Origin of the sequence: Aurantiacibacter xanthus, assembly GCF_003584015.1 — a bacterium.
GTDB classification, from domain to species: domain Bacteria; phylum Pseudomonadota; class Alphaproteobacteria; order Sphingomonadales; family Sphingomonadaceae; genus Alteraurantiacibacter; species Alteraurantiacibacter xanthus.
Genome location: NZ_QXFM01000093.1, coordinates 37,348 through 61,407, shown reverse-complemented (window position 1 = coordinate 61,407; position 24,060 = coordinate 37,348). Strand labels below are relative to the sequence as shown.

Annotated in this window: 17 protein-coding genes and 1 tRNA gene; 11 read left to right on the top strand and 7 right to left on the bottom strand. The window is 64.7% G+C overall.

Features of this window, described 5'->3' with window-relative positions; all coding sequences use genetic code 11:
* The 3 genes from D2V17_RS21345 to D2V17_RS10190 all read left to right on the top strand — a co-directional run.
* A partial coding sequence (locus D2V17_RS21345; RefSeq protein WP_191229149.1) for a hypothetical protein occupies positions 1–409 on the top strand: 409 nt, incomplete at its 5' end.
* Positions 410–1,021: 612 nt separating this feature from the next.
* Positions 1,022–2,122 (top strand): branched-chain amino acid aminotransferase, encoded by a 1,101-nt coding sequence (locus D2V17_RS10195; RefSeq protein WP_119592867.1) that lies wholly within the window; start codon positions 1,022–1,024, stop codon positions 2,120–2,122.
* 11 nt (positions 2,123–2,133) lie between these two features.
* Entirely contained in the window at positions 2,134–2,430 is a 297-nt protein-coding gene (locus tag D2V17_RS10190; protein ID WP_119592875.1) for a DUF3817 domain-containing protein, read from the top strand.
* Between the two features lie 114 nt (positions 2,431–2,544).
* Here D2V17_RS10190 and D2V17_RS10185 read toward each other — a convergent pair whose 3' ends face one another.
* The 4 genes from D2V17_RS10185 to D2V17_RS10165 form a co-directional block, all read right to left on the bottom strand.
* Positions 2,545–4,197 carry a dipeptidyl-peptidase 3 family protein gene (locus D2V17_RS10185; RefSeq protein WP_245978664.1) on the bottom strand — a complete coding sequence of 551 codons (1,653 nt, stop codon included), beginning with the start codon at positions 4,195–4,197 and terminating at the stop codon, positions 2,545–2,547.
* Between the two features lie 94 nt (positions 4,198–4,291).
* The gene (locus D2V17_RS10180; RefSeq protein ID WP_191229148.1) at positions 4,292–4,741 is read right to left on the bottom strand and encodes a carboxypeptidase-like regulatory domain-containing protein; all 450 of its coding nucleotides are present in this window, start codon (positions 4,739–4,741) and stop codon (positions 4,292–4,294) included.
* Positions 4,742–4,999: 258 nt separating this feature from the next.
* Positions 5,000–6,595 (bottom strand): GMC family oxidoreductase, encoded by a 1,596-nt coding sequence (locus D2V17_RS10170; protein WP_119592863.1) that lies wholly within the window; start codon positions 6,593–6,595, stop codon positions 5,000–5,002.
* Between the two features lie 62 nt (positions 6,596–6,657).
* The gene (locus D2V17_RS10165) at positions 6,658–7,677 is read right to left on the bottom strand and encodes a DNA topoisomerase IB (protein WP_119592862.1); all 1,020 of its coding nucleotides are present in this window, start codon (positions 7,675–7,677) and stop codon (positions 6,658–6,660) included.
* Between the two features lie 147 nt (positions 7,678–7,824).
* Between D2V17_RS10165 and yghU the strand changes: the two genes are divergently transcribed.
* Positions 7,825–8,694, top strand: coding sequence for a glutathione-dependent disulfide-bond oxidoreductase (gene yghU, locus D2V17_RS10160; RefSeq protein WP_119592861.1), 870 nt, complete (start codon positions 7,825–7,827; stop codon positions 8,692–8,694).
* A gap of 58 nt (positions 8,695–8,752) precedes the next feature.
* A tRNA-Gln gene (locus tag D2V17_RS10155) sits at positions 8,753–8,827 on the top strand.
* A gap of 275 nt (positions 8,828–9,102) precedes the next feature.
* On the opposite strand, the gene D2V17_RS10150 is transcribed toward D2V17_RS10155, so the two are convergent.
* Positions 9,103–11,193, bottom strand: a complete 2,091-nt coding sequence (locus tag D2V17_RS10150; protein WP_119592874.1) for a TonB-dependent siderophore receptor — start codon at positions 11,191–11,193, stop codon at positions 9,103–9,105.
* 387 nt (positions 11,194–11,580) lie between these two features.
* Between D2V17_RS10150 and D2V17_RS10145 the strand changes: the two genes are divergently transcribed.
* The 6 genes from D2V17_RS10145 to D2V17_RS10120 all read left to right on the top strand — a co-directional run bounded on the left by D2V17_RS10145 (position 11,581) and on the right by D2V17_RS10120 (position 20,809).
* Positions 11,581–13,713, top strand: coding sequence for a TonB-dependent siderophore receptor (locus D2V17_RS10145; protein WP_220474099.1), 2,133 nt, complete (start codon positions 11,581–11,583; stop codon positions 13,711–13,713).
* The gene (locus D2V17_RS10140; RefSeq protein WP_119592859.1) at positions 13,713–14,951 is read left to right on the top strand and encodes a PepSY-associated TM helix domain-containing protein; all 1,239 of its coding nucleotides are present in this window, start codon (positions 13,713–13,715) and stop codon (positions 14,949–14,951) included. Before D2V17_RS10145 ends, D2V17_RS10140 begins: the two co-directional genes overlap by 1 nt.
* A gap of 128 nt (positions 14,952–15,079) precedes the next feature.
* Positions 15,080–15,922 carry an energy transducer TonB family protein gene (locus D2V17_RS10135; protein WP_119592858.1) on the top strand — a complete coding sequence of 281 codons (843 nt, stop codon included), beginning with the start codon at positions 15,080–15,082 and terminating at the stop codon, positions 15,920–15,922.
* 151 nt (positions 15,923–16,073) lie between these two features.
* Positions 16,074–18,563 carry a TonB-dependent receptor plug domain-containing protein gene (locus tag D2V17_RS10130; protein ID WP_119592857.1) on the top strand — a complete coding sequence of 830 codons (2,490 nt, stop codon included), beginning with the start codon at positions 16,074–16,076 and terminating at the stop codon, positions 18,561–18,563.
* 8 nt (positions 18,564–18,571) lie between these two features.
* Entirely contained in the window at positions 18,572–19,654 is a 1,083-nt protein-coding gene (locus tag D2V17_RS10125) for a cytochrome-c peroxidase (protein WP_119592856.1), read from the top strand.
* Positions 19,655–19,774: 120 nt separating this feature from the next.
* Positions 19,775–20,809, top strand: coding sequence for a LacI family DNA-binding transcriptional regulator (locus D2V17_RS10120; protein WP_119592855.1), 1,035 nt, complete (start codon positions 19,775–19,777; stop codon positions 20,807–20,809).
* A 16-nt stretch (positions 20,810–20,825) separates the two neighbouring features.
* Here D2V17_RS10120 and D2V17_RS10115 read toward each other — a convergent pair whose 3' ends face one another.
* Positions 20,826–22,433 carry a glycoside hydrolase family 43 protein gene (locus D2V17_RS10115; protein WP_119592854.1) on the bottom strand — a complete coding sequence of 536 codons (1,608 nt, stop codon included), beginning with the start codon at positions 22,431–22,433 and terminating at the stop codon, positions 20,826–20,828.
* On the bottom strand, positions 22,433–23,677 hold the full coding sequence (locus D2V17_RS10110) for an MFS transporter (RefSeq protein WP_245978663.1): 1,245 nt from the start codon (positions 23,675–23,677) through the stop codon (positions 22,433–22,435). Before D2V17_RS10110 ends, D2V17_RS10115 begins: the two co-directional genes overlap by 1 nt.
* Between the last annotated feature and the right edge of the window lie 383 nt (positions 23,678–24,060).

Genomic DNA, 24,060 nt, shown 5'->3' with positions numbered 1-24,060 from the left:
GGTCGTGACCCCAACCTACGACAACTGGATGGACGCGCCGCAGACACCGGGCGACTGGTCATTCCAGCTGCTCGGTACCGGCGCCCTGGCGCAATTTGGCAGCGATCCGGCCAACCCGCTGTTCGGGCTCGAATGCGTGAAGGCGACCGGGCAAGTGCTGATGCACGCGCCCAGAGCAAGCGGCGGCGCGCTGCTGATCCGCACCGAGACCATGGACCGCACGCTCGATCCGGCCAGCCTGCCGGGCGGGCCGGGCTATGCCCGCTATGTCGTATCGGCGCGCGATCCGCTGCTTGACGCGATGGCCTTTTCGAAGGGCCGCTTTGCCGCACTGGTGAACGGCGTCCCCGCCTACTACCTGCCCGCCTGGCCCGAGGTCACGCGGGTTGTGGAAGAATGCAGACGGTAGGTTGGCTGGTTTGCGCAGCCCTATCCGGGGCTGCATCCTCGGCGCTGTCTATTCTGAGTGGATTTGCTCGGATGCAAGCTGGCTGCGGCCCGGCCTAAGACAGGCCATCCGCTGTCACAAAACCATCAAATATCCCACATCTGCGCAGGCGAACTATTCTGACTGTGAAAAAGATTAATTCAAGCCTTGTCTTGCGCTGCAGCACGATTCACAAAGGGCTCAAGGCCAGCGGTTATCGCGGTCTTCGCCCCCGGTGAAACGGTTTTGGGTGTTGGCTTAATAGCGCGAAAGGAGGTGATCCGATGTCTCATGGTTCAGCAGGGAGGTCGGCTAGTTTCCGCACGGAGCACTATCGGGTTTAAACACCACGGTAGAGGTTACGTGAGCGGCACTTCCGGCCGCTGACCATGCGAAGGGCTGTTCCAGCGACTGCTGGAGCAGCCCTTCTCATTTGGGCAAAGCCCAACGCGCCGCACAGTGCCCTTCAAATTCCTGTCACAACAGGCTAGACAATGCGCTGACATCAGCCAATTCGATAGAAAGTTTCTTCTTATCTTGCATTGACGCAATTTTCTGTCATTAGCGCCCATTCTACAGCAAGGACCACATAGCATGGCGACCCTCGCCGACAGCCCGATTGCCTTCGAGACCCTGGCCCACCCGGCCCCTACCCCCGCCAACGAGCGCGCCGCGCGCATCGCCGAGCCGGGGTTCGGGACCGTGTTCACCGATCACATGGTCTCGATCGACTGGGACGAGGTGCACGGCTGGCACAATGCCAAGGTCGGCCCGCTGGAGGCGATCCCGCTGCATCCGGCGTCGAGCGTGCTGCACTATGCGCAGGAGATCTTCGAAGGCCTGAAGGCCTATCGCCTCGACGATGGCACCATGGCGCTGTTCCGCCCCGAGGAGAACGCGCGGCGCTTCAACGCCTCGGCGCAGCGGCTCGCCATGCCCGAGCTGCCCGAGGACCTGTTCGTCGAGGCCGTCCGGCGCGCGGTCGCGGCCGACAAGGACTGGTTCCCCCCGGTCGACGGCGGCTCGCTCTATATCCGGCCCTTCATGTTCGCCACCGAGCATTTCCTCGGCGTGCGTCCGGCGAAGAACTACAAGTTCCTCGTGATCTGTTCGCCGGCGGGCAACTATTTCAAGTCGGGCGCTCCGGCGGTCAGCGTCTGGGTGTCGGACTATACCCGCGCGGCTCCGGGCGGCACGGGCGCAGCCAAGTGCGGCGGCAACTATGCAGCCAGCCTCGTGCCCACCAAGGAAGCCTTCGCCCTCCACCACGACCAGACCGTGTTCCTCGACGCCGCCGAGCACAAGTGGATCGAGGAACTGGGCGGGATGAACCTGTTCTTCGTGTTCGACGACGGCACCATGATCACCCCGCCGCTCAGCGGCACGATCCTGCCCGGCATCACGCGTGACAGCCTGATCACGCTCGCCCGCGAAGAGGGGCTGGCCGTGCGCGAGGAGCGCTATTCGATCGACCAGTGGCAGGCCGATGCGGCCTCGGGCCACCTGGTCGAGACCTTCGCCTGCGGCACTGCCGCCGTAGTGACCCCGGTCGGCACCGTCGCCGGGCGCGAGCACAACTTTACCATCGGCACGGGCGGCCCCGGTCAGCTGACCGGACGCCTCAAACAGCGGCTCGTCGATATCCAGCGCGGCAAGGCCGCCGATCCGCACGGCTGGGTCATGAAGCTGGATTGATTGCCGTGAAGATGCTGCGAGCCTTTCGCGTGGTGGCCTTTATCGAGGGGATCACCACGATCCTGCTGTTCCTCGTCGCCATGCCGCTGAAATACGGGCTCGACTACGATGCGCTGATCCGACCTTTCGGCATGGCGCATGGGGTGGCCTGGCTCGCCTATCTTGCGGCCATGGCGGTATGCCTGCCCGGCAAGGGGTTCACCATTGCCGAGTGGCTGCGCACCTTCGTCTTCGCGCTGTTCCCGACCGGCACCTTCCTCAACGACCCGCTGATCGCGCGCCGTCAGGAACAGCTCTCCCGCGCCTGACGCACCCTGCTCCCCTCCCCTTGGGGAGGGGCCGGGGGTGGGGGCTCGACGCTGGCTGGCGCGCCCCTCATCCCAACCCTTCCCCACAGGGGAAGGGCTTTTATGCCATCGCGCTCAGATCGAGCGCGGGTAGATCGGGCGGATATCGACCGGGATCTCGCTCATCCCGGCGATCACGCGCTGGGCGTGTTCGTCGAGGTGGGCATATCTGGCGAAGAAGGCCTTGGTGCCCTCGTAATCGCCCTTGGCCTGCAACATCAGCTCTTCGGCCAGCAGGTCGCGCAGGCCGGTTTCGAGCTTCGCCATGTCGATGGTGTAGTGGCCCGCATCCTCGTCCCAGGCGAAGGCGCCCTTTTCGAGCAGGTAGCCATATTGCACCGCCGAGCCCTTGCCGTGGGCCTCCTCGATCCCGAAGCGGACCGAGCGGAAGATGCCGGCAAAGTAGGTCGCCAGCAGCTCTTCCTTTTCCGCCTCGGGCAGTTCGCCGCGCTGCATCATGTACAGCAGGTTGTACATGCCCATGACGTCGGCCTTGCTTTCCTCCAGCGCCGAATATTGCTCTTTCAGCTCGGCGTTGACGGTGGTCTCGCGCCCATCGACCACGATCGTGCCCGGCCCGAGCGAGTGGCTCAGCTCGTGGAACAACGTGAACAGCGTCATGTACTTGCGGCTGACCAGCGCGGCCTGCTCACCCGACAGCACCACGTCCGCAATCGGGTCGAGGATGCGGTCGAACTTCGCGCCGAGCACATTGGCAAGGATCACCTTCTTCGCGCCCTTGGCTTCGCGCACGCGCTCGTCGTTGGGCAGGTTGAAGGCGATGGTCTGCACGCCGGGCACGTTGTCGCCGCCTCCCTGCACCTGATCGGCCACCGAGATCGGGCTTTCGAACCCGCGGGTGAAGTTCTTGTACTCGTCGGCGATGGGCAGGTTGCCCTCCATATCGCGCAGATAGCCGACATAGCGGCGCAGCGCGGCGCTCTCTTCCGGGTTGCGCAGCGTCACGAAGCTCTCGAACGCGGTCTTGGTGCCGTAGAGCCGGTCGGTGTAGACCTCATAAGGCCCGATGGCGACTTCGATGGGCGTGCCCTCAAGGTCCATCCAGGCCATTTCGCTTTCGAAATAGTCATCGGATTCAAAACTATCGGCGCGAAGGCTGAGAAATTTCTTGAGGCTGGCATTAGTAGTGATTGCGGCCGCCTCGCGCAGCAATTGCGCGGCGGGCTTCAGCCACTCGGCATATTCGACCGAATAGGGCACGGCGATAAAGCCGCCCTTCCCGTCGCGCTTCACCACGGTGTAGGGACTGAGCAGCGCGTCCTTCTGGTCAGGGTGCGCTTCGAGGTAAGCGTCGAACTCCTCGCGGGTGAGGTCGGCAGGGTAGAAGCCCGCGCCTTCGGGCCATTCCGTAACGCCATAGAACGGCTTGTTGTCGGCCACAGAATCCCACGGGCCGAAATTGCGGTCGAACATTTCGAGCGTATCGCTATCGCCCGAAGCCGCGATCTCCTCGCGCAGAAGAGGCAAGTCTGCACCGCGTTGGCGCAGGTAAATCTCGCTCATCAGCTCGCTCGCCTTGATGAGCTTGTTGACGACCTGGCGTTCCTCGTCGGTGAGATAGGAGGTGTCGACTTCCATCTTCACCGGGACGATGGAATCGCGGCTTGCCAGCATCGAATAGCCGCCACCATCCGCCGGCTCCCCACCCGAGGAACAGGCGGCAAGAGCAAGGGTCAGCGGCAGGAGCGATTTGGCAAGACGGCGCATAGGGCAGGCATCCATGTGGCAACAATTGAAACTTGTTGCCTGCCTAGGACGCTTGGCCGCGCGAGTCCATCGCGCTCGCGGCGCGCAGGAAGGCTCAGGCCTCGCGGTCGTTCCAGCGCCAGGCGGCCGTCTTGCCGCGCACGGCATCGACCATCCGGTCAGCCAGCCGCAACGTCTCGCCAAGGTCGACCTCGCTTTCGGCCTTGGGCTGAGCCGGGGCCAGCAGGGCCGACAGCGCGCCAGCCGAAACGAGGAACACGTCGCGCCGGGTCACGCCCTCGGCGGCGACATCGGCGAAGGCGCGCTGCACGTCGCCGTTTGGCTTGTGGACGGCGATGATGGCCTCGCCCGCTGCGACATCGACGAAGGCATAGCGGCCTTCGGCGTCAGTCTGAGTGGTGCGCTCGCTATCGCCCAGCGACACCGCGATACCCGCCACCGGCAGCCCGCGCGCGTCGATCACGCTGCCCGACAGCTCACCCGCGAAGGCCGCACCGGGAGCGGCGGCGAGAACGGCAGCAACGAGGCAGAGACCAAAGCGCATCAAACGAGAACCCATCCGGCGCGGGACGATTCGCCCGCATCACATGGCCACCGCTCAAGCCGACCATGATGACAGCTTTATTGCACTCGATGACTTTTTCGCGTCGCCGGTGAGGCCGTGGAGTGACCTCATGCGGGATGACATAGCGAAGATCGACGTTGCTCCCCTCCCCTCGGGGAGGGGCTGGGGGTGGGGGCTCGACGCTAGCGTGGAACCCCCATCCCAACCCTTCCCCAAGGGGAAGGGCTTTTCTCCGCTCTAACCCAGCGCGCGCAGGATCAGGTCGCTGGCGCGTTCGCCGATCATGATCGAGGTCGCATTGGTGTTACCCTGCGGGATCGTCGGCATGATCGAGGCATCGGCCACGAACAGGCCCTCCACCCCGATCACCGCGCAATCCGGCCCGACCACGGCCTGCGGATCGTCCACCGCGCCCATCTTCGCGGTGCCGACCGGGTGATACATCGGGATCGTCGCCAGGCCGAGATAACTCGACAGGCCCGCCGCATCGGCAAAGTCCGGCCCCGGCCTCACTTCGCTGGTGACGAGCCCGGCCATGGCGGCCTGATCCATCACCTTGCGCGCGACTTCCAGCCCCTCGACCAACTGCGCCCGGTCACCCTCGTCGCCGAGCAGCTGGTGCGTAATCACCGGCGGCGCATCGGCGTCGTTCGCGGCCAGCGTGATCGCGCCGCGCGAGGCCGGGCGCATCAGGCCCACCAGCGTGGTGACCGCACTGCCCTCGCGCAGCGCGAGGTTGCCATCGGGCGTGATGTCGAAGGCAAAGGCCGAGAAGGCGAGCTGGATGTTCGGCGCGGGCAGCTCCTCGCGCGTCTTCACGAAGGCCTGCGCATGGCCGATCCCGGTGGTGAGCGCACCGCTGCGCTTCGCCAGAAATCCGAGCACCGACTTCGCCCCGCCGACACCGCGCGCATCGTTGTTGAGCGTATGGGCGGAAACCTCGTTCACAAGGTGGACCGCCGGGTGCTCCTGCAGGTTCTGCCCTACCCCTGCCCGGTCGGCGATCACATCAATGCCGTGCTCGGCCAGATGCGCGCCCGGCCCCACGCCCGACAGCATCAGCAGCCGCGGCGTGTTCAGCGCACCTGCCGAGAGCACCACGCCCTCGCGCGCTTCGAGCACCTGTTCTGCGCCCATGCAGCGGATCGTCACGCCGGTGGCACGCTTGCCGCTGAAGTTCACCCGCAGCACCTGCGCCTCGGTGCGGATATCGAGCGTCTTGGGCCGATGCTTCAGATAGCCCGTGGTGGGCGAGCGCAAGCCATTGCGCTGCGAGAGCTGGATATAGTCGACACCTTCGCTGTGCTCGCCATTAAGGTCGCTCGAACGCGGATAGCCCGCCTGCTCGACTGCCTCGATCCAGCTGTCGGTGACCGGATAGCGCGAGCGCACTTCCGAAACCCCGATCGGTCCGCCAGTGCCGCGCCAAGGGTCCTTGCCGCGCTCGTTATCCTCAAGCCGCTTGAAGTAGGGCAGCACGCTCGCATAGTCCCAGCCCGTCGCGCCCAGCTCGGCCCAATGGTCATAGTCCCAGGCCGCGCCGCGGATGAACATCATCCCGTTGATCGCGCTGCCCCCGCCGAGCCGCTTTCCCGCCGGCCAGACATCGGGCCTGCCGCCCACGCTCGGGTCGGGCTCGGCCTTGTACATCCAGTCAAAGTTCGGCGTGTGGACGATCCCGCTCATCAGCGCGGGCACTTTCGAGCGCACGTCGAACTTGCCGCTGCCCGCCTCGATCAGGGTGACGCGCTTGCCCGCTTCGGCCAGCCGCACAGCCAGTGGCAGGCCCGCCGAGCCGCCGCCGACAACGATAATGTCTGTCTCTCTGGTCATCGTAACTCCCGTTACGATTGCAATGCCGCATGTCGCCATGCGCGGCAAGGGTCAGTGAGGGGTCAGGCCGCCCGCGCGAGCAATTCCTCCGCCGCCGGCCCGTTCTCGAGCAGAGCGATCAGCGCGCGTTCCTCGCGCGTCAGCCAGCGCGTGGTTCGGGGCATTTCCAGCGTCTCGCGCCATTCCTCCTGCCGCTCGACCAGATCGATCACGGCGGGATGAATATAGCTCTTGCGGGTGACGGCAGGCGTATTGCCAAGATGCTCGGCCACCTCGCCAATCACGGCCTTGATCGGCAGCACCTCCCTGGCATGGGCAAGCAGCGCCAGACCTTTCACGCTCGCATGGAAGGTGCGAAAGTGCTTGGCGGTGAAGCCTTCGCCCATCGTCTCGCGCAGATAGTCGTTCACGCAGGCCGAGGTCACATCGTGGCAGGTGCCATCGGGATCGCGCCACTGGAACAGCCGCTGACCCGGCAGATCGTGCAAGCGGCGTACGAAGGTGGCCAGCGCGCGGTCACTCAGTGCCACCTCGCGATCCTTGCCCGACTTGCCGCGAAAGGCGAGCTTGATCCGGGCCCCGCGCACCTCGGCATGGCGGCGTTCGAGCGTGGTCGCGCCAAAGCTGTTGTTGGTGCGGGCATAGGCCGCATTGCCGATCCGCAGCGCGCCAAGATCGAGCAGCCGCACCACGCTGGCAATCGCGCGCTCGCGGCCAAAGCCTCGCTGCGTCAGATCTTCCTCTACCCGTTTGCGCAGCTTCGGCAGTGCAAGCCCGAACGCATGGCACGCATCGAACTTCTCCGCCTCGCGCCATGTGCGGAATTCAGGATGATAGCGGTATTGCTTACGCCCGCGTGCATCAATTCCGGTGGCGAGCAGATGGCCATTGGGCATCGGGCAAAACCACGCCGCGCTATAGGCTGGCGGCAGGGCAATGGCGTTCAGCCGCCCGCGCTCGGCCCGGTCGGCGATCAGCGCGCCCACGGGATCGTAATAGGCCCAGCCCTTGCCCGCACGGCGCCGCGTGATGCCGGGCATGGTGTCATCGACGTGGACAAGGCGAGAAGGCTTGGTGGCCATGGTAAAGGCTCAAACCCCCACCGCGCCTCGCCGGTTCCCGAAGGTGAAAGCGCCACCCGCACCGAGGTCAAGAAATGCTATGCTTGCAGCTACGGCGGGAGCAGCCCATTTACCTCGGCAACACCTGACCCTGTGGGAGACGAGCCGATGTCCGATACCTATACCCCGCCCGAAGTGTGGACCTCCGACGCCGAGAACGGCGGCCAGTTCTCCGGCATCAACCGCCCCACCGCCGGTGCCCGCGAGGAAAAGGAGCTGCCCGTCGGCGAGCATCCGTTCCAGCTTTATTCGCTCGGCACGCCCAACGGGGTGAAGGCCACAATCATGTTCGAGGAACTGCTCGAAGCGGGCCATCCCGAGGCCGAATACGACGCCTGGATGATCAAGATTTTCGACGGCGACCAGTTCGGTTCGGGCTTTGTCGACATCAACCCCAACTCGAAGATCCCCGCCCTCGTCGACCGCACGGGCGTGGAGCCGGTGCGCGTGTTCGAGAGCGGCTCGATCCTCGTCCATCTGGCCGAAAAGTACGACTTCCTGCTGCCCTCTGCGGGCCGCGGCCGTACCGAGGTGTTCAACTGGCTGATGTGGCAGATGGGCAGCGCGCCCTTTATCGGCGGCGGTTTCGGGCACTTCTACGTCTATGCGCCCGAGCGCTACAAGTATCCGATCGACCGCTATGCGATGGAGACCAAGCGGCTGTTCTCGGTCGCCGACAACCAGCTGGGCGAGACCGAATATCTTGCCGGCAGCGAATACTCGATTGCCGATATCGCCGCCTATACCTGGCTCGGCAACCTCTACCACGGGGCCTACAACGGCGCGGACAAGTTCCTCCAGCTGCACGAGTTCGAGAACGTGGGCCGCTGGGTGAAGGCAATCGATGCGCGACCCGGCGTGATCCGCGGACGACTGGTCAACACGCAGGCGATGCCCGAGCGGCATTCGGCGGCGGATTTCGACAAGGTGGAGGATCGCAGCCTGTTCAATCCGGTGCGCAAACGCGCCGACGTCTGAGCAGTGACTTGCGCGCGAGAGCGATGCCGCTATATGGCACCGCTCTCGCAAGCGCTGCTGGGGCGTCGCCAAGTGGTAAGGCAGCGGCTTTTGGTGCCGCCATTCGCAGGTTCGAATCCTGCCGCCCCAGCCAATTCCGGTTTCACGCAGCCTTGCGAAGCCCCGCCCCTCTTGCTCAAGGCCGCAGAAATCCTTGGATTTCATCTCACAAGGAGACAGCGCGGGACAGGAAAGCGCTCTTGTTGCGCGGGCCTTCCCAGGGGGCCTTTTGTCACTGCAGCCCACTGGCCGAACGAGTCTGCAAAACGGCGCAGCCAGACGTCAACGAGCGCCAGCTTTCGATGGACTCGGCCACGACCTGAGCTCAGACTTCTTTGCCTGCCCGGCCGCGATTAACGCGGCGCGTACCTAAAAGGTATAGCCAAGCGTCACCTTGAAATTGCGAGGCGCCCCGGGCACTGTCCACACGTTCGCGTAGGAACTGCTGATATAGTAGGTGTCGAACAGGTTCTCGACATCGGCGCGAATGTTCAATCGCTCGTTCACCGAATAGCTCATCGCAGCACGGGCGATGGTGTAGGCGGGCAAACTGTAGCTGGTGCCGAACGGATCGCCGGCCCGCTTCCCGACATGCGTGACGCCGCCGCCAATGCCAAACTTGCCCAGTGTCTTGAACGCAAACAGGCTGGCATTGTGTCGTGGCACGTTCGAAAGCGGCTTACCGATCAGCGTGCGATCCTGATCCTCGCGGATTTCAGCATCGGCATAGGTATAGGCCGCCGTGACGAACAGGTCGTCGGCGTGCTCGTAGGTCAGTTCAGCCTCCACGCCGCGCGAACGCTGCTGGCCGATCTGGCCTCTGACGAAGGGATCGACGGCATTGGGATTGAGAACGTTGCGCTTTTCCATGGTGAAGACGGCAGCGGTGCCGGTGAGGCGATTGCCGAGCATCGACACCTTGATGCCGGCTTCCGTGGAATGGCTGCGCTCGGCATCGAAGCTGGAATTGCCGTCCGACGGGTTGAGCCGCAGCGACTCGCCCCAGCTGGCATAGAGCGACAGACCGGTTGCGACCTGCCACGACAATGCCGCGCGAGGGGTCACGCCGCGATCGTCCGTATCGAGTTCCCGCAGCGTCACACGATTGAAGACATCCTCGCGAAAGCTGTTCCAGCGGGCTCCGAGCAGCAGCGTCAAAGGGCCCCGGCGCGCCACGTCCTGCACATAGACGCTCTCACTGCGGAACGAAGCGGTGCGGCTGAGCCCTAAGGGCGGCGTTGGCAATGGCTGGCCATAGACAGGCGCGAACGCATCAATCAGCAGTATCGGGCTTGCCGGTGTGCCGCGCGCACGAGCGAGCTGGAAGTCGAGAGCGTGGCGGACACGGTCAACGCCCAAGCGAAGATCGTGCTCCAGTCCGAACAGCTCCACCCGCGCGGTCAGCTCGGCGCGCAGCGACAGGTCGTCCCAGGAAAAGTCGTGGTAGCGACGATCGCGCCCCACGGTGTGGCCGTCGGGCTGGAGGCCTCGTCCTCCGAAATCCACCATGGTGCCGAAGCCGCGCAGCGAACCGACGCGGTGGCTGCTGCCCAGTTCCAGCGACACCGTATCGCTCAGATCGATGAACGCGCTGCCCTGCTGCCAGAAGATCTTCTGATGAATGCGCCCGTCTGCCGGCTCGCCCAGAAAGGTCGAGCGATCCATCGCCCGGGCATCCCCGTTTATGCCGACAATGCCGCGATCCAGCACGCTGGCGTTGCGCATATATTCGGCCTGATAGAGCAGGCGCACGCTTTCGGCCGGTCGCCAGGCGATCGACGGTGCGATCAGCTGCCGCTCGCCCGAAACATGATCCCGAAAGCTGTCATGGTCCTCGGCGACGCCGATCAGCCGGACCGAGAGCCGATCGTCGATCGGGCCGCCGACATCGCCGGTCACGCGCAGCGCATTCCAGCTGCCGTAGCTGACGGTGACAGCGGCATGGTAGTAATCGAGGGGCGCTTTGGTGACGATGTTAACCGACCCGCCGGGCTCGCCTCGTCCCGATAGCGCGGCACTCGCGCCCTTCAGCACCTCTACCCGCTCGATCGTGGCGGTATCGACCGGCGCATTGTAACCAAGATTGCTGCCGAACCGGTTGATAAGGATATCCGGCCCGCTGTTCTCGTCACCGGAGAAGCCGCGGATCGCATATTTGTCCCAGAGACCGCCAAAGTCGTTCTGACGCGACACGCCCCCGGCGTAGTCCAGCGCGTCCTGAAGGCGTTGCGCGTCGAGTTTCTCGAGCGCCTCCTCGTCAAGCAACCGGGTCGACTGCGGGTAGGTCAAGAGCGGGGTATCGCTGCCGGTTATGCTGGCGTTGGCAAGGCGAGCAGTGACGATGATGTCCGCCGACGGGCCAGCCCCCTCGCTTGCCTCGGAGTTTCCTTCAGCCGCCAGCGGATATACCGGCGCGACGATGCATGTGGCCAAAATGGCCGGGACTATTTTGCGAATCATTACCACCCCTTCTGCGGACCGGCTAATGATAATTGTTCGCAGCGTCCAGACCTTATTCGCGGGCTTCTCCTTGTTGAACTTCCCCTTGCCCGATCCATCCTGTTCCCGCATTGCGACTGCGACAGGCCGGAGAATTCAGCACTATTTATAGTTGCTTAGCAGCTTCCGTTAGCTGCGAATTTGGAGGTGCCCGGATCGCGCCCAGTGCTGCCGGTGGCAGCGCCAATCAAATTTCCCGCCCTTCCCAGGCCATCCCCAACGCCCTTCATGGGAGCAAACCGGAAACAATCGCCTGCCTTGCGCCCGTCAGAAAAACCAAGCTCCCGCTATTGCGTTTGCGTCGCAATATTGCCATTGGCGCGCCAAACATCAGGGAGTTAACCGAAGATGGATCGTCCGTTCCCCTCGCTCGCACGAGCCCTTATGCTCGCCTCGGCGCTTTGCAGCGCGCCTGCGTTCGCCGAGCAGCAAGACGACACCGAACCGCCTGCGGACGACACCATCATTGTCACCGGTCGTGCCCAGAAGCTCTATCGCCCCGGAGAAACCACCGTCGGCAAGCTGCCGACCGATCCGCTCGCATCCAGCCTGTCGGTCACCACCATCACCCGCAAGCTGATCGAGGATCAGGGCGCGCGCGATGCACAGGATCTCTATCGCAACATCTCCGGCGTCAGCGTCTTCAGCTATGCCGGTGTGACAGCGCGCGGGTTCCGGCAGGAGGAAATCTTCTACGATGGCCTGCGCGGCGATCCCTATGTCGGGTTTGCCGTGCCGCAGCTGTTCAACATCGAGCGGGTCGAGTTTCTGAAGGGGCCGACCGGGATGCTCTATGGCCCCGGCGCGCCGGGCGGCCTGTTCAACTACGTGACCAAGCGCCCCACTACCGATAGCTTGCGCGGGCAGGTCCGCGCGATTGTCGGCAACGAGGGGCGCTTTGGCGGCTCGGCCGAGCTCAACGCCCCGCTCGGCGGCGACTTTGCCGCTCGCGGCGGGGTGTTCTACGAGGATCGCGGCACCTTCCGCTATAACGCCGGTTCGCGCACGCTGATCGCCGATGGCGGCGTGGCTTACGATCCCGGCCCGCTCACGCTGATCCTGCAGGCCACCCATTACGATCAGGATCTGGACGCCAACCGCCTGCGCGGCGTGCCGGTGGACAATGACGGCAATTTCCTCGCCGACCGCCAATGGAACCACAACGAGCCGAGCGACTTCCTCAACCTCAATTCCGACGTGGTGCAGGCGCGGATCGAAGCCGAGCCGGTGGCGGGCCTCACCTTCGATGCCACGGTGCGCTATAACAAGGCGACCGAGGTGCAGAACTACCACGAGCCGCGCGGCCTGTTCGATTCGGACAACGACGGGGTGATCGATGCCACCGTCCGCGAATTCCGCGACCAGCGGCGCACCGAGGAATCGTGGTCCTTCGGCGCCAATGCGGTGTGGTCGCACAATTTCTCCGCCTCGATCGACAACCGCGTGCTGGTGGGCTTCGACCATTTCACGGGCGACGAGTATTTCCAGGGCCGCTCGCTGCGCGGGCGCACGGTGGTGACGCCGGGCCTGCCCAGCCCGCTCAGCCTGCTCAATCCGGTCTATGGTCAGTCCGATCCGGCGACCTACAATCAGGCCCCCTACAGGATCACGCTCACCGATACGCGCCGGACCGGGTTCTATTTCCTCAACGAACTGACCATCGGTAAGCTCATCCTCGTGGGCGGCATTCGCCGCGACAGCTTCCGCGACGATGCTGATGGCATAGTGTTCGAGGACAGCAAGACCACCTATCGCACGGGTGCAGTCTATCGCGTGACCGACGAGGTGAGCCTGTTCGGCCAATATGCCACCAGCTTCGAGCCGCAGGATGCCTCCGCACAGAACCCGCTTGCCGGCGGCCCCTTCGCACCCACCTCAGGCGACATTTTCGAAGGCGGGGTAAAGACTGCACTGTTCGGCGGGCGGATCCAGTCTTCGCTGTCGGCCTATCAGATCCGGCGCACCAACATCCTGCAGGCCGACCCGCAAGGGGATGTGGACGGCGACGGCGAAGACGATTTTCTCGCTATCGGCGAGATTACCAGCAAAGGTATCGAATTCGATCTGGCGGCCGACATCACCCCCGACTGGGTGCTGACCCTCGCCTATGCCTATAACGACACACGCATCACCGCCGACAACGAAGGCGGCGGCTTTTCCAACAATATCGGCGACCGCTTCGCCAATGCACCCGAACATACCTTCGGCTTCTGGACCCGTTACCAGTTCCCCGCGCTCGGCCTCGCCGCTGCGCTTGGCGGCGACTATGTGTCGGACCGGCTGAGCATCAGCAGCCAGCGGGTCAAACCCTATATGACCTTCGATGCCTCGCTCATTTACGAGACCGGACCTTATCGGGCCATGCTGCGGGTGGATAACCTGTTCGATGCCACCTATGCCGCCTCGGGCTTTGTGGACCGCACCGGCCACTTCCCCGGCGAGCCGCGCTCGGTGTTCCTCGAAGTGGGCTACGCCTTCTGATGGCGACGGCGCGGGCTAGCCTGGGCGCGCCTGCCCAGCGGGCGAAACCCGCGCCCAAGGCCGCGCGGCTATGGTGGCAGGTGCACCAGTGGGTGGGCCTGAAGCTGAGCCTGTTCATGGCCTTCATCCTGTTCACCGGCACGCTGGCCGTGGTGAGCCAGGAAATCGACTGGCTCGCCCAGCCCGCCTTCCGCGTCTCCCCATCGAGTGTCGAAGGGCCGGTGGCCTGGCCGCAGATCGCCGAGAACGCCGCCGCCTATCCCGGCGTCAGCGCCGTGTCGATCATCGAGGCGCCGCCCGCCTCCGCCTTTGCCGCGCGCGTTTCGGTGACGTTCGACGACGAGCGAGCGGGGTTCCTCTACGCCCACCCTTCGACCGGGGACATTCAGGGCACCGGCCCCTGGGCGGGTGCGGCGCGTGTGCTGCGCAACCTGCACCGGCACCTCAACCTGCCGACGAAGATCGGGGTGCCGATCGTTGCCTCGCTGGCGATCCTGCTGCTGATCAGTCTGGTGTCGAGCTTCGTGGTCTACAAGCGCTGGTGGCGTGGCTTTGCCAAGCCGCTGCGCCGCCGCGATGCCCGCACCTGGTGGGGCGACTTTCACCGGCTGAGCGGCGTCTGGTCGCTGTGGTTTGTGGCGCTGATTTCGCTGACCGGGATCTGGTATCTGGCCGAGAGCCTCGGGCTCGATGCCCCGCCGCAAAGCCGCTTCGAGGCCGCAGCAGACGGCCCGCCGCTCGCCGAGGGCAGCCTTGCCACCGCCTTCGCTGCCGGGATTGCCGCGCAGCCGGGCTTGCGCATCGAGGCGGCCATGCTGCCCGACGCCGACAACCCGATGCTGGAACTGCAAGGCCAGTACGAGGCCATGCTCGTCCGCCCTCGCGCCAATGCGGTGTGGGTCGATGTGCGGGACAACCGGGTGAAGCTCATCACCGATGGCCGCGATCTCACGGTGCACCAGCGGATCAGCGAGATGGCCGATCCACTCCATTTCGGCACCTTTGGCGGCTACTGGACCAAGGCGCTCTGGTTCCTCTTCGGGCTGCTCCTGACCGGACTGTCGCTGTCGGGAGCGGCGATCTATTCGCTCCGCATCGCGCGCGAGCGCGGCACCGCGCCGCGATTGAGCACCGCCTTTGCCGGCATGTGGACCGGCGCGGGGCGCTGGCGCTGGCTCAGCATCGGCCTGATCGGCACCGGGCTGGTGATGATCGGCTATCTGGTTGTGAGCGGCTAAGTGGCGCTATTCGCCTTGTAGCTCGAATGCGAGCCAGAGCGGCTCCGGTTGGGCAACTTCTCGTGCTCAATTACTGCATGTAAATCGCAATAGCAATTCCATGGAGAATCGCTTAGAGAGCCCCGGCAATGTTTGCACAACCTGCCATGCTGCTGTCCGGCCCGCCGCTTGTGTGGGAATCCAAGCCACGCCTCGCGCTGGTCGCGCCGCCGGGTGGAGGGCGTTACGACGGCACGCCGGGCACATCCGAACGGCGGCTGTCCGCGCTGCTGGCAATTGGCGCGAGCACGGCCTTGCTGGCCTCGCTGCTGGCGATCCATGGCAAGGAGGGGAGCGCTGTCCTCCCGCCTGCGACAGTCACGACATTCTCCGTCGCTGCCGCACCTGCGGCTGAGCAGCCAGCCCCCGCGACACCGCCGCCGCCGCAGAAGAGCCAGCCTGCACCGGCAGCCGAGCGCGTCCCGCCGCGCATCGCCAGCCACGCGCCGCCGCAGCTGTCGCTGCCGCTTGCATTGCCAGCCGCGCAGGCGATCCACGAGCTTGCCGCCAGCGGAGGCCAAGCCAACACCGCGGCCTCGGTGGCATTCTCCACTACCACGGGCTCTCAGGGTAGCACTGCGGCAAGCGGACCAGACGGAACCGCGAGCGAGATGGCGTCAGCGGCAGTCGGCCCGCCCACGCGCGATGCGGCGACCGATCGCTATGCCCGGCGCGTGTTCGAGAAAATCCGGCGCGAGCAGAGCTACGAAGCCGTCTTGCGGCGGGACGCACTGGCGGGAACGGTGGTGCTGGCCTTCACCGTCGACCGTCGCGGACAGTTGCGCGGGCAGCGGGTGACCATCCCCTCCCCGCACCCGGCCATCGATCGGATCGCGCTGCGCCATCTCGCCGAGGCAGCGCCCTTCCCGCGCCCGCCACAGGGCAAGGAGCGCACGTTCCAGATCCCGTTAACCTATCGCCAGAGCGAGTGACGCTTCTCTCGTCCCCTGTGCAGGCCACCGTTGGGCAGCCCTGAACAGTCTCGTCAACCACACAAATAATAATGCGACGCACTTGCATTAACCTCTGTGACCGGCTAGCCGCGCCGCCAACCACCGATGACAATGTGAGTGAGGGTCCACCATGCGTATCACCGAGACATCCCTGCTGGCGCTGAGCTGCGCGCTGGCCTTCCCTTCCATCGCCGCAGCACAGCAGGCCGAAATGCTGCCCGAGGCGGTCGCCGAGGGGGAGCGCGTGGACGATGCCTATGTGATGGGCACCGGCAACGACAGCGGCACCTCGACCATCGACCGCAAGGAAATCGAGGCGCGCACGCCGGGATCGGGCGATGTGAACCAGCTGCTGAAGATCATGCCGACCGTGCAGTTCCAGCGCCACGAAGGCCTTGCCGACCGCGAATCGATTCAGGACCTGCGCCCCGCCGCGATTTCGATCTCGGGCGGGCGGATCTATGAGAACCTCATCACCATCGACGGGATCGATGCCAACACCCGGCTCGACATCTCCGAGACCAAGCCGGCACACTTGCATGAGCCGACAGGCAACGTCGCCCAGACGCTGTGGATGGATAGCGAACTGGTGGGCACCATCACCCTGCGCGATTCCAACGTCTCGGCCGAATATGGCCGCTTCACCGGCGGCGCGCTTGACATCGAAACGCGCGAGGCGCGCCGCGCCTGGGGGGCCAGCGCCAATGTCAGCTACAGCGAGGACGCCCTCGTCAACTACATCGTCTCCGACGGCACCCGCAAAGCCTATGAAGACAGAGGCAACGAACTTCCCGAAGCACCCGAATTTCGCAAATGGCGCTTCGGTGCCAGCATCGACATGCCGCTCGGCGAGCGCGGCGGGCTGCTGCTCGGGGTCAACCGCTCGCGCGCCGATGTGCTCTACTTCCGCTCTGCCAACTATGATTTCGAGCCAGGCTATCGCAGTTCGGTCAGCGACAACTTCCTGATCAGCGGCAACTACGACATCGGCAGCGATCTCACCATCTCGGGCAAGCTGAGCTATTCGCCCTACGAAAGCGAATATGCCCATGAGAGCGGGATCGACAACCTTATCGTTTCGAAGGGCGGCGGCCTTGCCGCGCAGCTAAAGCTCGCGTCAAGCGCGCCCGTCTGGTGGAACATTACGGCCAGCTTTGCCCACTCAGACACCAGCCGCACCGCACCCGATACCAACTACTCGATCCCTTCGCGCACCACCAACGGCAATGTCTGCGCCAGCCTCAACTGCACACGCGGCGGTTTTGGCGATGTCGATCAGACGCAGGATACCTATCAGATCAAGGGGCAAGTCGGCCATGACTTCGGAGGCGTGACCTTACGTGGCGGGCTCGACTATCAGCGCGTCGACGCCATGCGCGAACGACCCGAGTCCAACTATGCCTACAAGAGCGGAGTGACCGGCGCCAATATCGTCTGCACCGATGGTGACGATCTGACCTGCGCCAGTGGCGAATACTACCTCAGTGAAAGTAACGAATATCGTGCCTATCGCGCCGAGATCGGCATCGACAGCATTGCTGGCTGGCTGGAGGCCGATGCCGCGCTCGGCCCGGTCGATCTGCGCGCCGGGCTGCGCGCCGACTACGAGAGCTTCCTCGGCAATCTCAATGTCGCGCCGCGCCTCTCGGCGACCTGGAATGTGACGGACGGCCTGAGCCTCACGCTCGGTGCAAACCGCTATTATGGCCGCTCGATGCTCGCCTATGCGATCCGCGCGCAATATCCTGAGACTTTCACCTATCGCCGCAATGCCACCTCAGTGGGCGGCACCCGCGAGGTGGGGAACGCGGATTGGTATCTCTACAAAAACGGCATCCCCGCCAGCTATTCCACCAGCGAGCTGAAAACCCCCTACTCCGATGAACTGAGCGCAGCGGCAAACCTGCCGCTGTTTGGTGGCGCCTTGCGGGTCAAGGGCATCTACCGCAGGGGCCATGACGAGTTCGCCAAATCCTTGCAGAAGACCGAAAGCTATCAGCTCGAAAACGGCGAAACGACCACCCGCCGCTATTTCGTGATGACCAACGATGGCGGCAGCGAATACCAGGGCGTGTCGCTCGAATATGTGCGCACCTTCGGCAAGCACAGCTTCGCGTTCAACACCAACTTCAGCAAGACCAAGTCGAACAACGACGACTATCTGACAACCACCTTCGATGTTGAAGACGAAGGCGACCTCGTCATCTACAACGGCGAGATCATCCAGCTCGTCGAGCTGCTCAACCAGAACCAGCGGCTCGAATTTGCCTCGCCGCTGATCATCAATGGCAGCTGGACCGCGCTGTGGCTGAACGACCGGGTCACCACCAATGTGAACCTGCGCTATCGCGACGGCTTTACGCAGATCCAGGACAGCGGCCGCAACGAGACGGTCGATGGCGTGCGCTACGATGTTTACGATGTCGTCGAGTACAAGGACCGCATCAATGTCGACCTCAACGCGCAGATCGACATTCTCAAGGACAAGCCCAGCACGCTGACCGCCGATGTGCGCGTCGCCAACCTGCTCAACACCATTCCCTCGCAGGATTCGGTCGCGATCAGCCAGCCCTATCAGTATGGCCGCTCGTTCTGGCTGGGCCTGAAACTGCGGTACTGAGGCACGCCATGGCGATCACTGCGCGCACCATCCTTCTCGCCGCCGCTGCCGTATTCCTCGGTGCGGCGGGGGCTGGCGATGAGGAGGCGAGCAATGTCGGCTGGCTGCGGGCGGCCTATGCCGGGCCGCCCGCGAGCTGGCCCGCACCCGAGCTGGAGGAGGGCGCCGAGTTCACCGAGTTCGGCCCGCTGGACCGCCCGGCCCGGCCCGAAGGCATCGCCGCCGAGCAGATCGCTCTGGGCGAGCGATTGTTCAAGGACCCGCGCCTCTCGGCCTCGGGCCAGATCGCCTGCGAGAGCTGCCACAACCGGCAGCTCGGCTGGGGCGACGGCCTGCCGGTCTCGTTCGGACACGATCGCCAGACCGGCACCCGCAACGCCCAGAGCCTGTTCACCGCCGCCTATATGAACGAGCTGTTCTGGGATGGCCGCGCCGGATCGCTGGAGGAACAGGCGCATATGCCCATCGTCAATCCGGTCGAGATGGCCGCCGAGGCGGACATGATCGTCGCCCGGCTCAACACCATCGAAGACTACCGCGACGCCTTTGCCAAAGCCTATGGCAGGGACGAAATCACGATGGACGACGTGGCCGCAGCGCTCACCGCATTCCAGCGCGCCATCGTGCTGCCCACAAGCAGGTTCGATCAGGTGTTCAGCCGCGGCACCGAGGTGCTGAGCGACGAGCAACTGCGCGGCCTGCACCTGTTCCGCACCAAGGCCGGCTGTGCCAATTGCCACAGCGGCCCGCTGCTGAGCGATCAGCGCTATCACAATCTCCAAATCAGCTTTTACGGGCGCAGGCTGGAAGACCTGGGCCGTTATGCCATCACCGGCGATCCGCAGGATGTGGGCCGCTTCCGCACGCCTTCGCTGCGCGGCCTGAGCCGCACCGGCCCCTATATGCACAACGGCGTGTTCCCGAGCCTGCGCGGGATCGTCAATCTCTATGCCCGTGGTGGCGGGCGCGACCGGCGGGTGCAGAGCGCCACCACCACGGCCCCGCCCCCGCAGCCCGACCCCTTGCTCAAGGCGCGCGAGCTGTCGCGCGAGGAGCGCGAGGCGCTGGTGGCCTTCCTCGAAACGCTGTGATCCCGGCCGAGGGCGCTCGACGCTGGCGCAAATGCCCCGAAACCGCGCGCTCGCAAGTTAATTTGCGCCGCGCGCAATCGCTGCTTGCGCCAACCGTCAAACTGACAAACTATCAGTCATATGACTACACCCAGCCAGGTTCCCGCCGGAGCCACGATCAAGGATGTCGCCGCACGTGCAGGCGTGTCGCCGATGACCGTCTCGCGCGTCATCAATAACAAGCCCGGCGTGGGACAGGATACCCGTGAGAAGGTCGAACAGGCCATCGCCGAGCTGTCCTACACCCCCAATCAGGCCGCGCGCCGTCTCGTCACTTCGAGCGAGGTTCTGATCGGGGTAATCTACTCCAACCCCAGCGCTGCTTTCATGAGCGAGTTCCTCACCGGCGTGTTCGAGGAGGCCTCCAACCGCGGTGTGCGCCTCGTGCTGATGCGCTTTGCCGCCGGCGACGTGCCGACCAGCGAGCAACTCGAACGGTTCATCGGCTCGGGCCTCTCGGGGCTGGTGCTCGCCCCGCCGCTGGGGGAATCGCTGGCGGTGAATGCGGTGCTGGCGAAATACGACCTGCCGGTCACCGCAGTAGGCGCCTACGATGTGCCCAATGCCACCTGCGTGCGCATCGACGATGCGGCGGCGGCCTTCGAGATGACGCAGCACCTGCTCGATCTTGGACACCGCCGGCTCGGCTTCGTGCTCGGCAGCCCCAATCAGGCCGCCAGCGCGCGGCGCATGGCCGGGTTTCACGCGGCCATCAGCGGCGTGGAAGGCGTGCAGGTGTCGCTCGCGCAGGGCGATTTCAGCTATGCCTCGGGCCTGCTGGCGGGCGAGCTGCTGCTCAATGTCCCCACCCCGCCCACGGCCATTTTCGCCAGCAGCGACGATATGGCCGCCGCGATCGTCTCGGTCGCGCACCGGCGCTCGCTCGATGTTCCGGGCGAACTGAGCGTGGTCGGGTTCGACGACACGACGGCCGCCGTCACGCTGTGGCCCGAACTCACCACCGTGCACCAGCCGGTGCGCAAGCTCGCCGCCGAAGCGCTGGGGATCATCGTCGACAAGGCCCAGCCCAACACCAGCAGGCAGGCCCGCCCGCCGCGCATTCTCGAACACAGCCTGATCAAGCGCCATTCGACCGCACCGATCGAGCAGCCCTGATGCGCGGCGCTGCCCGTCAGGCCGGGCGGTAGAGGAAGCGGCGGAAGTCAGCCGGGATCGCGGTGCCCGCCATGTCCTGACAGGCCATCCCGACAAAGGTGCCGGTGAAGTTGGGCCAGCCCGGCAGCGAAACCTCGTCGCTCAGGATCGAGGCATCGAGCACAGGACCGACCTCGCGCCATTCCTCCTCGCCCGCCGGGCGCCAGGAGAACTGAAGCCGCGCACCATCGACTTTGGCGCGCAGTTCGAGCGGCCCCTCGGGCACGCCTGCCGCCACCTGCACGTCGGTGCAGGCCGCGTTGGGGATCGCCGACATCAGCCGCAGCTCACGCTGCCCTCCATCCCGCGTCAGTTGCAAATAGTGGAACTTGGAGGTGTTGTAATAGCAGACCAAACCAGCAGTCTGCTGGAAGTTCTGAGGATCAAACACGATTTCGGTTTCGGCTTCGTAGGCGTGGTGTTCCTGCCGGCGGGCAACAAGGGCCTGCTCGAAATGGCTCATGATCGTCCCGCGCCCGAACAGGCGCAGGTAGCCGGGGCGTGCGGTGAGGCTGAACAGCTTCTCCGGCTCGGGCGAGCGCAGCCACTGGAATTCTCCCGGCAGCTGGGGACTATCGAAGATCACCTCTTCGCTGGCGACCGGCCACGGCGCGGGGGTGAGGTCGGGCAGCGGCGGCGCAGGATCGGGCATGGCGTCGCCCGCTACAGTCCGCAGCCAGCCGTCCTCGCCCCAGACCATCGGTTGCAGCGCGCTTTCGCGCCCCAACACGCAGCGGGCAAGGCCCGGCAGCGGACGCCCGCACAGGTAAGCCATCCACGTCGAACCATCGGGCAGTTCCACCAGATCGCCATGGCCCGCGCGCGTTACCGTGCCTTCGCGTGCGCCGCGCGCCGAGAGCACCACCCGATCGGGGTACGGCTCGTAAGGCCCGGTCAGTTCGCGGCTGCGCGCCATGCTGACAGCATGGTCCCAACCGGTGCCACCCTCGGCCACCAGCAGGTGATACCAGCCGTCGCGCTTGTAGAGGTGCGGCCCCTCGGTGAAGCCCAGCCCCGAGCCGGAATAGACCAACTGCCGTTTGCCGATCAGGCGCATGGAGTCGCGATCGAACTCCTGCAACACGATGCCGCCGAAGTGGTCGGTGCCGGGGCGGTGGTCCCACAGCATGTTGAGCATGTAACTGCGGCCATCATCGTCGTGAAACAGCGCAGGATCGAACCCGCTTGCATTGAGGAAGCTGGCCGGGCTCCACGGCCCCTCGATGCTCGGCGCGCTGACCACATAATTGTGGAAGTCGCGCATAGAGGCCCCGCGCGCGCCCGCGACGGTGGTCTGCCCGTAACGCTTCACGTCGGTGAACACGAGCCAGAAGCGACCATCGGCATAGCTGAGATCGGGCGCCCACACGCCGCAACCGTCGGGGTTGCCGCGCATGTCGAGTTGCGCCGCGCTGGCGAGCGGACGCGCTGCCAGCCGCCAGTTCACGAGGTCGCGGCTGTGATGAATCTGCACGCCGGGAAACCACTCGAAGGTCGAGGTGGCGATGTAGAAATCCTCGCCCACGCGCACGATGGAGGGATCGGGATTGAACCCGCGAAGAACCGGGTTGGTGAAAGTGCCCATTATGGTTTGCGTACCACTATCCAGAGGATGGCTGCGCCGAACAGGTCGAGCACGCCAAGGAGGATGAAGAAGGGGCCGTAGCCCACGCTGTCGACCAGTCCGCCCAGCGACAGCGAGAAGATCAGTACGCCGAGATTGGCGGCCAGCCCGGCAAAGCCTGCGGCGGTGGCCACCTCATTACGGCGGAACAAGTCGGAGGCCATGGTCAGCACCGACACCGACAGGGTCTGGTGTGCGAAGCCGCCGAGGCACAGCAGGCCCACTACGACATAGGGATTGCTGGTCATGCCGACCGCCGCCATGCAGGTCATCATCAGCGCGCCGATGGTGAACACGGTGCGCCGCGCGTTGATCAGGTCGATCCCCATCTTCTGCAAGCGCAAGGCCAGCGCCGGACCGGCAAGGCAGCCCAGATCGGCGGCAAGGAACGGCAGCCAGGCCACCAGCGCAATCTGCTCCAGCTTGAAGCCGTGTTCGCGCGCCAGATAGAGCGGCATCCAGAACGACAGCATGCCCCAGACCGGATCGGCCAGCAGCCGCGGCAAGGCAATACCCCACAGGTTGCGGCGCTTGAGCAGGTGCCAGAACGGCGCCTTCTCGACGCTCGCGCTCAGCGCGGCTTCCTGCCCGGCGGCGATATGCTCGCGCTCTTCCTCGGAGATGGTCGGGTGCTCGGCAGGCGCGGCGTAGACCCTGAACCACAGCACGGCCCAGATCAGGCCGCACACACCCGCGACCACGAAGGCCCATTGCCAGCCCCCCATCCAGGCCGCCGCAGCGACCAGCGGCGGGGCGAAGACCGCACCGAACGAAGCGCCGATATTGTAAATGCCGCTGGCCGTCCCACGCTCGCGCGCGGGAAACCATTCGGCGACGAGCTTCTGCCCGGCAGGCTGCGCCGAGCCTTCGGCCAGCCCCAGCAGACCGCGCAAGGCGGCAAAGCCGAACCAGCCGCTGACAAAGGCATGGCCGATCGTCAGCATCGACCAGGCCATGGCGCAAATGGCAAAGCCGATGCGCAAACCATAAGTATCGAGAAACTGCCCGGCGAGCGGTTGCAGCATCACCCCGACCTGAAAGGCCCCGGTGATCCAGCCATATTGCTCGTTGCTGATCCCCTGCTCGTCCATGATCGACGGCGCCGCCACACCCATGATCGAGCGCGACAGGTAGTTGATAATCATCGCCGCGACGAACAGAGCGAGGATTGTCCACCGCAGCTTGAAACGCCTCCAGTTGACCAAGCCACCCTCCAGTTAACGTTATCGTTGCATAAGTTCACGTCTCGGACTTGTAATACAGCAATGGCCGCCCATGCCAACCCCCTATAACTCCTACAATTTTGTAATGCACAACTCCATGAAATATCACATTTAAATAAGATTTCGCGCCGTCCCCGCACTGCTTCACACTTGACTTGGACGAATCGCATGCCTAACCCACTGAGGTAACGTTACCTATCTCCAGGAGAGCGAGGGTGGCGCCACACCGCACCTGGAAAGCTCATCAAGAGACACCAGAGTGCATTATTATCTACGTAATACCATCAGTTTGCTGACGGACCGCATGAACCTCTTCCTGAATGGAAGATCCGGAGGCACGATAACGAAGTGACGTTAACGTCACC

Excerpts from the sequence above, each read along its gene's own strand:
- D2V17_RS10125 (WP_119592856.1), top strand. The coding sequence starts at position 18,572 with ATGGCGATCACTGCGCGCACCATCCTTCTCGCCGCCGCTGCCGTATTC.
- D2V17_RS10150 (WP_119592874.1), bottom strand. The coding sequence starts at position 11,193 with ATGATTCGCAAAATAGTCCCGGCCATTTTGGCCACATGCATCGTCGCG.
- D2V17_RS10140 (WP_119592859.1), top strand. The coding sequence starts at position 13,713 with ATGGCGACGGCGCGGGCTAGCCTGGGCGCGCCTGCCCAGCGGGCGAAA.
- D2V17_RS10165 (WP_119592862.1), bottom strand. The coding sequence starts at position 7,677 with ATGGCCACCAAGCCTTCTCGCCTTGTCCACGTCGATGACACCATGCCC.
- D2V17_RS10120 (WP_119592855.1), top strand. The coding sequence starts at position 19,775 with ATGACTACACCCAGCCAGGTTCCCGCCGGAGCCACGATCAAGGATGTC.
- D2V17_RS10185 (WP_245978664.1), bottom strand. The coding sequence starts at position 4,197 with ATGCGCCGTCTTGCCAAATCGCTCCTGCCGCTGACCCTTGCTCTTGCC.
- D2V17_RS10130 (WP_119592857.1), top strand. The coding sequence starts at position 16,074 with ATGCGTATCACCGAGACATCCCTGCTGGCGCTGAGCTGCGCGCTGGCC.
- yghU (WP_119592861.1), top strand. The coding sequence starts at position 7,825 with ATGTCCGATACCTATACCCCGCCCGAAGTGTGGACCTCCGACGCCGAG.
- D2V17_RS10190 (WP_119592875.1), top strand. The coding sequence starts at position 2,134 with ATGCTGCGAGCCTTTCGCGTGGTGGCCTTTATCGAGGGGATCACCACG.
- D2V17_RS10145 (WP_220474099.1), top strand. The coding sequence starts at position 11,581 with ATGGATCGTCCGTTCCCCTCGCTCGCACGAGCCCTTATGCTCGCCTCG.
- D2V17_RS10135 (WP_119592858.1), top strand. The coding sequence starts at position 15,080 with ATGTTTGCACAACCTGCCATGCTGCTGTCCGGCCCGCCGCTTGTGTGG.
- D2V17_RS10195 (WP_119592867.1), top strand. The coding sequence starts at position 1,022 with ATGGCGACCCTCGCCGACAGCCCGATTGCCTTCGAGACCCTGGCCCAC.
- D2V17_RS10180 (WP_191229148.1), bottom strand. The coding sequence starts at position 4,741 with ATGCGCTTTGGTCTCTGCCTCGTTGCTGCCGTTCTCGCCGCCGCTCCC.
- D2V17_RS10170 (WP_119592863.1), bottom strand. The coding sequence starts at position 6,595 with ATGACCAGAGAGACAGACATTATCGTTGTCGGCGGCGGCTCGGCGGGC.
- D2V17_RS10115 (WP_119592854.1), bottom strand. The coding sequence starts at position 22,433 with ATGGGCACTTTCACCAACCCGGTTCTTCGCGGGTTCAATCCCGATCCC.